The organism is Patulibacter sp. NPDC049589 (genome assembly GCF_040675535.1).
Lineage (GTDB): Bacteria > Actinomycetota > Thermoleophilia > Solirubrobacterales > Solirubrobacteraceae > Patulibacter.
The window spans coordinates 1-1,651 of record NZ_JBFAPC010000332.1 but is presented as its reverse complement, the minus strand read 5'-3'; the positions used below and the strand labels follow the sequence as shown (position 1 = coordinate 1,651).

At 78.6% G+C, this 1,651-nt stretch carries 1 protein-coding gene and 1 pseudogene; one reads left to right on the top strand and one right to left on the bottom strand.

Annotated features, from left to right (window positions below):
* The first annotated feature begins 112 nt into the window (after positions 1-112).
* Positions 113-799: a LuxR C-terminal-related transcriptional regulator gene (locus AB0L40_RS27790; protein WP_364362041.1), complete on the top strand. Its 687-nt coding sequence runs from the start codon at positions 113-115 to the stop codon at positions 797-799.
* A 106-nt stretch (positions 800-905) separates the two neighbouring features.
* Here AB0L40_RS27790 and AB0L40_RS27785 read toward each other — a convergent pair.
* A pseudogene (locus tag AB0L40_RS27785) lies at positions 906-1,651 on the bottom strand (glycosyl transferase family 2); the annotation flags it as partial.

Sequence of the window (1,651 nt, the reverse complement as noted above, 5' to 3'; positions counted from 1 at the left end):
CGAGGTCATCGATCGGCCCGGACCAGATGTACCCGTTGGGCCAGGTGTCCTTCCGCAACGTGCCCATCTACCTCGCGCTCCCGATACCGAGGCATCGGAGCCCCACCGGCCCGTGGAGCGCGCGCTGCTGCTGGACGCCGAGGCGGACCTCGCCCGGGCGACGGGGCGGCCGGCCGCGGAGCCGTGGGCGGCGGCCGCCGCCGCGTGGCGCGCCACCGGCCGGCCGTACCCGGAGGCCCGGGCGCGCCGCAACGAGGCGGAGGCCCGCGCCGGCGCCGGGGATCGCGCGGGGGCGAGCGCCGCGGCCGCCGCCGCGCACGCGATCGCCCTCCGCCTCGGCGCCCCGTGGCTCCTCACGGAGGTCGACGGCCTGGTCTCGCGGGCGCGGCTGGACCCGTGCGCGGCGGCCGCCGGCGACGCGGCTGCGGACGCGCAGGGCGCCGCAGACCGCACCCGTCCGGCGAGCAACGATCCCGCAGGCCGCACGGCTCGCGCGAACGACGATGCCGCGGGCGGACGGGACGCCGCCGGCCGAAGGGTCGCCGCGGGCCGTAGCCCGGCACCGTCCGCCCCCGCACCGGCGGCCCCCGTCGTGGACCGCTTCGGCCTGACGCCCCGCGAGCGCCAGGTCCTCGCGCTCGTGGCGTCCGGGGCGACCAAGCGCGAGATCGGCGCCGCGCTGTTCATGGCGGAGAAGACCGCCAGCGTCCACGTCTCGCGGATCCTGGCGAAGCTCGACGTCCGCAGCCGGACGGAGGCCGCGGCCGTCGCCCACCGCCAGGGCCTCGACGCGGGCTGACCGCGCGACGGCCGGCCGTCCCTGCCGCCCGGCGGCGGGCACGACCACGGCCGCCGCCGGGCCCGGCGGCGGGGCCGACGACGGCCCCCGCCGGGCCCGGCGACGCTCAGCCCGCCAGCCGCTCCAGGCAGAGCGCCCGGTTGCGGCTCGTGCTCTCGCGGTAGACCTCCGGCAGGTCCGGCAGCGCGAGCAGCTCCTCGCAGGCGGCGAGCGCCTCGCGGAAGCGCCCGGTGTGGAACGCCGTGATCGAGAGCTCGGCGAGCAGCCCGTAGCGGTGGACCCAGCCGGCGACGAACAGCCAGTCGTCGGAGACCGGCACGCCGGCGCCCTGGACGGCGAACGCGTACGCGGCCTGGTGCTCGCCCCGCAGGCGCAGTCGGGACGCGAGCTCGTAGACGGGCTCCATCCGCCACGGACGCAGCTGCCAGGCGGCGATCAGCGACGCCAGCGCCTCGGCCCAGCGCCCGCGGTCGCCCTGCAGGACGCCGACCTGCAGGCGGGCGTAGAAGACCTCCTCCGGCCAGGCCCCGAGGGTCGTGCGGCGCTCGTACTGCGCGATCGCCTCGTCGGCCCGGCCCAGGTCGCGCAGCGTCTGGGCGAGGTAGAAGACCGACCGCGGGTCGTCGGGCGTGCGCTCCAGGGACGCGCGCAGCATCCGCTCGTCGCGTTCGAACTTGTCGGCCCGGGCGCCGCCGTCGGCGTGGTGGTGGATGACGAGCTGGTCCAGCCGCGCCGTCGTGTACTCGCCGTCGAGCGCGCAGGATCCGGGGGTGTCCGCCTGAGCGAGGCCGGCCACCGGATCCGAATCCTCCCCGGGGGTCTGTTCGGCGGCGGCGCCCTCGCGCTGGCGCC